Raw genomic sequence first — 9,539 nt, forward strand, 5'->3', positions numbered from 1 at the left:
CAGCAAATTCTTTCTGACTTGGAATTATTGAAGACCACTTAAGTTCACCATTTATGTAAATTGAAGGTAATTGCTTAACTTCCATTTTCATTGTTCTTGCTATGTCTTCTTTGACATTATATTGGAAATATGAAACGTCAATTTTGTCACCAAAGTCATCTTTTTGAATTCGTGCAGCATCTTTCATATATGTACATGCAGCACATGCTAAAGGATCTAGAAGGAAAGCTTCTACCAAAGGTTTGTCAAGGTTTGCATAATTTGGTAGATCTATTTCTATATCAAGAGTGCTGGCAGCTTCGTAGTTTTTAACCATTTCTCTAGTTTCTGCAGTTTCAAGAACGGCCTGTGCAACAGCTATAGTATTTTCGATAGGTACATCGTAAGGCATGTCACAACCAGGTGCAACAATAAGGTTGTGGTTGTCCATTGAATCAATCATATCTACAACATATTTCATGTTGTCTTGTTGGTTTCCGAAAAGCATAGTAGTAGTAAGAGGTATGTTTCCACCTATTGAAATATTGTACTTGTCCGTAACTTCTTTTGCTACTTGAATACTTACATTTTCGTCTATTGATACAGAATCAGGGTTAGTCTGGCACATTACATCCATCTGTACTGTTGCATTACCACAAACGAAGAATGATGAGAATACTTCCTTTGTTCTGATATAATCAAATGTTGCTGTAAATCCATCAGAAAGCATTTCAGTGAAATGAGCAGGTGAAATTTGTGAAACCAGAGGGTCAACAACTGCTATTACATCCATTCCAGCTTCTACAAAATAGTCTGTCATGGCGAAGCAAACTTCAGCACAGAAATCTACTAATTCTTTCACATATGTTGGATCCATGATCATATCCATGAATATTTCACTTCCTCTTAGATGGGAAGCTAGTGTGAAAGGACCACAGATCAATCCGTATAAAGCTGTATCATCTCCGATTTCAGCCTTGACTCTTTTCATAACGTCAAGTATCATAGGGATTCTTCCTGATTCTTTAGATGGTATTTCACATTTACATGGTATTTTCTTTTCGCTTCCCATTAAAGGGTGACTCATTACTGATGGAGGATTGTCTCGTGCCCATAAAAGTTCGCAGCCAAGAATTTCTGCTTCAATCTGCAAGTCGAATACTATAGGCATTCCATCTGGTGTGTAAAGTTTGTTTACTTCTATTAGTGATTCATATAATTTATCGCCGTCTTTTAAAACTTCTTCTGCAGTGTATCCTTTAAGTTTTCCGGCATGTACTCCTGCGAAAGGAACCCATGGAGCTCTCTCTGTTTTTTCATGTCTAAGTGTTTGAAATATTAATTCTTTTCCCATTTTTAAAATATCCTCCATAATTTGTGTTGTTGTAATTTACTAGGCTGTTAGCTTGATTTTTTTTTTACTTGATGTTAATATTATACATAAATAAATTGTAAAAAAATTGTACCATGAAGGCTAAAAGTTGTAAATTTATGTACAAAAAATCGATTTCCTGCAATTTAACCTTTGAAAACTAAAGATAAATTGTAAAATCCATACATGAATTTGTAAATATTTTCCAAAAGGAGAAAAAATGGAACGAAATATGATTCTTGAAAGTGGCAAATTGAATACTACAGAAATACAGAACACTATAGACTCTTTTAGTTTTTCTACGGGTGTTTCAGTTACTGTTTTTGACAGAGATATGAATATGATAGCTGAAAGCTTGAAGGAAAAGAAGATATGTTGCTTTTTTGATATATATGGAAAGAAAAACGGAGTATGCGGAAATAACCTTGTTTTTTCATCTGAACTTGCTGCAAAGCTTGGGGAGCCGTATATATTTGTCTGTCCCTCTGGATTTGTAAATATTTCAATAGCGATATTGAAGGATAGTGAATTTTATGGAGCTTTTATTGCTGGACCCATTGCTATGGGTCCAATAGTAGAGGATACTATAAAGGATCTGTTCAAAATTCATGAAGCAAGTATGGAAATATTTTCAAAGGTTACATTGTTTCTTAGGAATATGAAGATTTATGCACCAGGTCAGGTTAACCATTTGGCATATTTATTGAACTGTTGTGTTATGAGTTTGTATTCTAGTAAGACTGAGTATGAAAAAATTAATATCAGCTACAAGGAACAGGCAAAGATAGGTGAGAATATTCATGAATACAAGAAGCAGAATATTGAAATGGTCTATCCTTATGAAAAGGAAAAGGAACTCATACGAAAGGTGAAGGATGGCGACAGTAAAGGTGCAAAGGAAATATTCAAATCCTTGTTGAATGAGGTTCTTCTTCTAGAGGGAGGAAACATAGAGGTGATAAAGGCAAGGGTTCTTGAACTTTGTACAATACTGTCAAGAGCTTCAGTTGAAGGGGGAGCGTCACTACAGAAGATATTTGGTATAAACTTTGACCTTATAAATGCTCTTAACAGCATAGACAACATACAGGAGCTGATTACCTGGTCGGCAAAAATAACGGATCACTTTGTTGAAAATGTATTTGGGAATATCTATTCCGGCAATTCATATATTGTAAGCCAGACAGTACAGCATATCAACGGGAATTACATGAATAAGATAACCCTAGCAAAGGTGTCTCATTATCTTCATATAAATTCATCCTATCTTTCGAAGCTTTTTAAGCAAGAAATGAGAATGAGCTTTACAGAGTATTTAAATGAAGTAAGGATAAAGAGAAGTAGGGAGCTTCTGAAGGATACGAACATGGAAATACTTGACATTGCTATGTTTGTAGGTTACGAGGATCAAAGCTATTTCACTAAGGTCTTCAAGAAGGTTACAGGGAAGACACCTAGAAGGTTTAGAAAAGAAGCTTAATTGTTTAATTTTCCTAAGCTATAAAAAAGGAACTGACCATTACGGCAGTTCCTTTAATATTTAAAATATGAATTTCTTAAACAAGTTAAAAGGATTCTCTTCTGAAAGGGCAGTTGTGAGACTGACAAGTACTGCAGTCAAAATCCAATTCCAGTTCTGGATTTTTTTTGTCTGCTCCATAAATATAAAGAGTTGATTTTTCCGGATTTATCATAAATGAATCTGTGAGTACTCCTTGAATTTCAAAATCTTTTTTTAGTTCTTCCATAATGGATTTTTGGTATTCCATTTCAAAGGTGCATTCTCCGGGGGAATATCTTTTGGTTATGTTATATCCTGTCTCTTTCATTTTTTTCTTAATATGTGTATAGAGCTGGTTTGTAGCTTCCATGACTATATCGTTTGCAACTTCATTTAACAAATAGCCTTCTAGATAATTTTTGTCATCAAATAGCTTTATTACATCATCGTTGACTAGATGACCTACTGTTGCATAGCAAAATATCACTTTTTCACAATTGTCGACATCAGGAATATTAAAGTTAAATTCATTGGGTTTTACAGTGTAAACCACCTGGAATTCAATTCTATCCTCTATGTTTTTCACATATTGATTGTAGAGTTCATCTATGGTGTCATACACGTGGGAGTCTTCTTTTACTTTGATTCTTTGGTATATTTTCTTCTTGTCCAATTTTATTGAAGGATTAAAAACCTCTTTCATTAAATACCTCCTAGAAACCCATACTCATAATATATTTGTTCTGGAATTCTGGATCAGAAGCCAGTTCAAGATGGGTAGTGTTTGATACAATTTTCTTACAAGTGTTTGTAATGTCTTCATCTAGAAGATACATCTGTACACCTGTACCTGCTGCATTACCTATGGATTTAGTGTTAACACTTTCAAAATATGGTAAAAGACCAATGCTTTCCGCATTTTTAATGCTTATATAGTTGCCGAATGCTCCAGCAAGAAGTATTTCGTCTAGTTCTTCTTCTGTTATTCCAAATTTTTCAATTAGCATAATACATCCTGTGTAAATGGCGCTCTTGGCAAGCTGAATCTGCCTTATATCCTTTTGGGTAACGAAAACGCCTTCTTCATTTACACTGTCTTCGGGAAGTACAAGCTGAAATGCTGTAATTCCGTTGTGCTTGCATATTCTGTGTGTCAATCGACAGGCTGGTCTAAGTTCGGAAAATTCTTCAGGACTAAGCATTTTACCAGTCTTGTTTATGAATCCGAATTTAAAAAGTTCTGCAACTATGTCCACTATTCCTGACCCGCAAATTCCTTTTGCTTTGGTATTTCCAATTACTGAATATTCGGCTTTTCCATCCAGTATTTCAAATCTTTCAATTGCTCCTGTTGTACCTCTCATTCCAAACTCCAGCCCTGCACCTTCTAAGGCTGGACCACAGGCGGTTGATGATACAATATATCTGTCCTTGTTTCCTATACCTATTTCACCGTTTGTTCCAAGATCTACAACAAGTTTTATTTTTTCGTTGTTATTAAGAGCAGTTAATACTGCAGTGGTATCTGCTCCTACAAATCCACCAAGCAAAGGCAAGAATGTAATTTGATTCTTTGCAGGTCCTTTTATTCCTAGTTCTACACCTCTTGATGTTATCTCATCCTTGTATATTGATACGAAAGGAGATTGACCAAGGTTGGAAGGGTCGAATCCGTGGAACAGATGCTGCATTGTGCTGTTACCGCAGAGTATTGTCTTGTATAGATTGTAGGGAAGATGAGGATAGTCCGTTTCAGCTCTGCTAAGAAGACTGTTTATTGTGGATATAATTTTATCCTGCAATTCGTCTATTCCATCTTCTTCAGTTGTGCAGTGCATGATTCTGCTTATTACATCAGCACCTCTTGATATCTGTTGATTCAAGTCTGAATAAGTACCTATAAGCTTTCCGTTGGTAAGGTCGTATAGATACATTACAACGGAGGTAGTACCTATGTCTATTGCTGCACCGTAAATAAGATGTTTCTGGTCATGCTCCTGAACATCAATGAGCTTGTTTTTGTCAGTTACTATCGTAAAGCCGTCAATATTTTTATTGTTTATAACTCTTTCAAGAATTTTTATTGTATTGTAATCGATTTCAAGATTAAGATTATTCTTGAAATATTCCCAGTAATATCCACAGTGATTTAAGGGGATATCAGCTTTTTTAATATATATTTTCCCTATTGAAGGATTGAAATTGAATTTTTTTCCTCCATTTGTAAGTATGGCAGCATCCTTTTTAATGTCTTCAGGATTCAAATAAACTGTCACATCTTTTGTTACCTTTGTCATACAGGAAAGAACCTCTTCTTTTTTACCGTTGCTTCTAATGGTTACTTTACATTTACCGCAAGTACCTTTGCCTCCGCAAATGAGGTCCAAGGGATAACCAGCAATAGCGCAGGCATCAGAAAGAAGCGTATCCTTCTCTACATGAATAGCTTTATTGCTATGATGAAAGAATACTTCTAATTTATTCATAAAAATCTCCAAAATTTTATTAATCAAGTAATAGCCTGATTTAATTATAGTTTATATTTTTTAAAAGTCAATCCATATAAGTAAATTGAATCTTGTTTTATAATTACCAATAGTGATAAAATAGATATAATTATATTTATATATAAATGACTGGAGATGGTTTTTATGGATTTTTCTGATAAAAGTAAAAGATGGGCAATGGATATGTGTGTAAGCTGGAAATTTAATTATTTTGAAAAAATTTCAAATGAAGATGAATTTCACAGCCTTGATTATGATGATAGTGGTTGGGATGAAGTTGATATTCCATTTGCATGGCAAATGAAAGGGTACGGTAAACCTGAAAGAAATTGCGAAAATGTTATTAAAAATTTGAACAGAAAAATCAATAAAACAACAGGTCTTTATGACAAGTCTGGGTTTACAGGTTTTTATAGAAAAACAATCGAAATAGGAAACTCATGGGAGAATAGAAAAATTTTACTTAAAATAGGTGGAGTGAAATCCAGCGTAGAAGTATGGATCAATGGAAGACACGCTGGTTTTTCATATGGAACTATGGGGGATCTGAATTTTGACATGACTGGATTTGTTGAGTTAGGAAAAAACCTTGTTGTATTAAAAATACAAAAATATTCCAATGCTTCATTTATAGATTGCTCTTTGGATTGGTTTTTAAGTGGTGTCTTTAGGAAGATAGAATTGTATTCAGAACCCGAAATATTTATAAAAGATTTATTCGTCAGAAGTACCTATGATGATGAATATGAAGATGCAAGACTTTGTGTAGAAACCTGGGTTGGAAATTCAACGGATAGAAACAGGGATTTGAAACTTGAACTTAGGATAGGAGAAAAACTCCTTATGACTGCAGGTTTCGTAGTGAATAAAAATTCAGAAGAAAAGGTTTACATTTGCAAGTTGGTTGAAAAGCCTGTTAAGTGGGATGATGAAAATCCTTATCTTTATGACGTTGATATAATATTAAAAGACCATGATGATGCAATACTGTCAGAAAGAAGAATTAATCATGGATTCAGACAGGTAGAAATAAGAAAATCACAATTTCTTGTAAATGGAAAACCTGTAGTTTTTAAAGGAATAAACAGAACTGATAGTGAAAGTATAGATAGCTCTGATTCCAGCGATGAAATTTGGGAAGAGGACATTAGACTTTTAAAGAGAAATAATATAAATGCAATTCTGACAAGTGATTTTCCAAGTGATTCTAGGTTTTATGAATTGTGTGATAAATATGGACTCTTTGTAGTATCTGAATTGGGAATCAATACTAGTCAATCTCTTAAAAAGCTGCCTGAAGGCTTTGACTGGAACAAAACTGCATTGAAGAGAATATCGAATACAGTAAACAGAGACAAGAACCATCCATCCATAGTCATGTGGTACCTTGGCAAGGATACAGGATGTGGTTTGGATTATCGTATGATGAAAGATCATCTGGATGATTTGGACGATTCAAGGCCTGTAAGCTATATTGGAAATACCGGCTCAATTGGTGGAGATGTTCTTTGCACACAGTATCCAACTGTTGAAATGGAAAAAAAGATAGGAAAGCTTAAGTCAATCAGGAATTTCTTTAAGGATACTAAAACATTAAACGAAAGCAAGTCCCTTAAAATAGGAAATTATATAAAGAAACCAGTATTTAGCAGCAAGCTTTCCTATATCGAAGGCAATTGTCTTGGTAATATTAATGAACATGTCATGAATTATGGGAAATATAAAAATCTTTGTGGTGGATTCATTTCGAACATGACAGATATTGTTATAATCAGGAATGAGATTGGAGAAGTTTCAAGAGAAGGTGTTATAGACATTGATGGGAAACCTAAACCCATGTTTTATGAAATCAAGAAGGTGTTTCAAAATATTGATACAACTATTCAGGAAGAAAAAGGAAGTTTGATTCTTGAAATAGAAAATAAATACAGGTCAATGACAATTGATGATTTTTTGCTTGAGGTTAGTATTGCTGAAAATGGCAATGAGGTCTATAAAAGAGATGTAATTATGTTGTCTGAAGCAGTTGAAGGGAGAACAATATTTGAATTCACACCTGATATTGTGAAAAATGAAGGTTGTGAATATATCCTTACTGTTTCATGGAAGCTTAGAAACGCTACTAAATGGGCTGATGAAGGTTTTGAGGTGGCATGGGACCAGTTTGTGCTTTTTGGCTCTGCATATGTTGGTAAGATTGAAGAAAGCAATGAGGTCGAGTCATTCTCCATACTTGAGACAGGCGAATTTATAAGTATAAAAAATACTGAATACAGTATGATAATAAACAAGAAAACTGGAAATATAAAAAACATCAATCTTGGTAATGGAAATATACTTTATAAGGAAATTGTACATAGATTCACAAGAAATGATACCGATGCAGACAAAAGAAGTGAAAAAAACAATCTTAGAAACATTTTAGGTAGAAATGCTCAATGGGATAATGCATTGAAGAAAAAGAAGGTAATAAGCTCATTTACGGAAAAACACCCTGATAAAGTAGTTGTATATTTTGAAATTGAATATCCTCTAGTCAAGGATCCTGCAATATTAATATATGAACTAAAGAACAACTTTGACCTTGTTATTCATAATGAAATTGAGCCTATAAAGGAAATGACAAGGTTTGGAATGCAGTTTGAATTTGCTGAACAACTTGACATAGTGAAATATTACGGCAAGGGCCCACATGAAAACTATGTAGACAGGAACAGGGGAGCTAAGACTGGTATTCATGAATTACCATTGAAGGACTTCAACTATAATTATACAAATGAACAAGAAAGAGGAAATCGAACTGATGCGAGATGGATGCAGTCATCCAGTGATATTAATTCTATATCCGTTCAGGCCGTAGGCGATAAGAACTTTAATTTCAGTATTAGGCAATGTGAAGAAAAAACAGTATTGAATGTGGATTACGGGCAAAAGGGTGTAGGTGGTGATACTATGACGGGTTCAGAAATATTGGAGAAATACAAATTGAATAAGAACACCAGATACAAGTACACTTTTGGAATATCATTTAAGGGAGAGCCTTATGAAGTTTGATGAAGGAATTGTTAAGCTTAGAGTTGGAGACAAGTATAAAACAATAAAATTTCACGATTTTGGTAAAATTCAGGAAGATGGTATCAGAATGGAACTTAAAACTGAAGACATCAGGAATGGTGAAGTTTATAGTATAAGAATTGAATCAGACGAGAAATGCTTTCTTGAAAAAATCGAACTTGATTTTAATTTCAGGGCTTCATATTTCAGTATGTTTTCAAATGGATATCAGAGCATGAGCGAAAGCAGGGAATATCTTAAATCCGAAAGAATGAAAAAAATCGGATGGCTGAACCGTATTAAAGGATTTGACAGCTATGGAGATTACAGGTTTGTTGATTATGTCAAAAAGAAGGGATGTATACATTCCACGGGATATACCTATTTAAAAAGTTTCAAGTCAACACTTTTTACAGCTTCGCTAAATGAAGAAAAGGGATTTACAGTTTTTTACGGCAATATAGAAAACAAGAAAATCAGAGTAGTAAAGGATCTTTCAGGCACTGAAGTTGAGAATTCCATTGAGGCACTTAAAATAATGATATCCTATGATGTTGACGATTCATGGAAATACTATGCAAAACTGATTCAAGGTAAGAATGTTGAAAACAGTAAGATTTCAATTTGGAGAAGTTTTGGGAGATATGGAAATGATGTAACTTGTAAGGAGATAATGAAAAATCTTGATAGTATTTGCGAGAACAATATAGACTATGACATAATTCAGATTGATGGCGGATACGAGGCAAATCTTGGTGACTGGATGGAATCAAGTAAGGGATTTCCCGATGGATTAAAATTTGTTGCTGATAAAATAAAAGAAAAGGGTTATATTCCAGGGATATGGGTTGCTCCTTTTATTTGCAGCAGTAAATCAAATATATACAAAAAAAACAAGGAATGGTTATTGAAAAGCAGTCAAAATACTGAAGTGGTTGCAGGTCGGGATTCATCTTTGGGAGGAAAAGTCTATGCCTTGGATATTCAGAATGAAAACTTCAAGGATTACTTAAAGGATGTTTTTGATTATCTCAAGGAGTGCGGATTTGAATTCATCAATGTAGATTGTGTTTATGCTTCTTGTATGATTCCTGGCAATGGTAAAAACAGGGGGATGATTCTCAGT

Annotated in this window: 6 protein-coding genes; 3 read left to right on the plus strand and 3 right to left on the minus strand. The window is 34.1% G+C overall.

Features of this window, described 5'->3' with window-relative positions; all coding sequences use genetic code 11:
• A partial coding sequence (locus AC3AX0_RS02755; protein ID WP_487548776.1) for a uroporphyrinogen decarboxylase family protein occupies window positions 1–1,333 on the minus strand: 1,333 nt, incomplete at its 3' end.
• 238 nt (window positions 1,334–1,571) lie between these two features.
• Here AC3AX0_RS02755 and AC3AX0_RS02760 point away from each other — a divergent pair.
• A complete protein-coding gene (locus AC3AX0_RS02760) occupies window positions 1,572–2,831 on the plus strand; it encodes a helix-turn-helix domain-containing protein (RefSeq protein ID WP_487548777.1) in 1,260 nt (419 codons plus the stop codon).
• Window positions 2,832–2,916: 85 nt separating this feature from the next.
• On the opposite strand, the gene AC3AX0_RS02765 is transcribed toward AC3AX0_RS02760, so the two are convergent.
• Both AC3AX0_RS02765 and AC3AX0_RS02770 read right to left on the minus strand, forming a co-directional pair.
• The gene (locus tag AC3AX0_RS02765; protein WP_487548778.1) at window positions 2,917–3,555 is read right to left on the minus strand and encodes a hypothetical protein; all 639 of its coding nucleotides are present in this window, start codon (window positions 3,553–3,555) and stop codon (window positions 2,917–2,919) included.
• A gap of 10 nt (window positions 3,556–3,565) precedes the next feature.
• Entirely contained in the window at window positions 3,566–5,338 is a 1,773-nt protein-coding gene (locus AC3AX0_RS02770; protein WP_487548779.1) for an ASKHA domain-containing protein, read from the minus strand.
• A 165-nt stretch (window positions 5,339–5,503) separates the two neighbouring features.
• Between AC3AX0_RS02770 and AC3AX0_RS02775 the strand changes: the two genes are divergently transcribed.
• Both AC3AX0_RS02775 and AC3AX0_RS02780 read left to right on the plus strand, forming a co-directional pair.
• Window positions 5,504–8,413: a glycoside hydrolase family 2 TIM barrel-domain containing protein gene (locus AC3AX0_RS02775; RefSeq protein WP_487548780.1), complete on the plus strand. Its 2,910-nt coding sequence runs from the start codon at window positions 5,504–5,506 to the stop codon at window positions 8,411–8,413.
• Window positions 8,403–9,539 (plus strand): alpha-galactosidase (locus tag AC3AX0_RS02780; RefSeq protein ID WP_487548781.1); only part of this gene is annotated, 1,137 nt, incomplete at its 3' end. The genes AC3AX0_RS02775 and AC3AX0_RS02780, both read left to right, overlap by 11 nt.

It is taken from the genome of Dethiosulfatibacter sp., assembly GCF_983023055.1.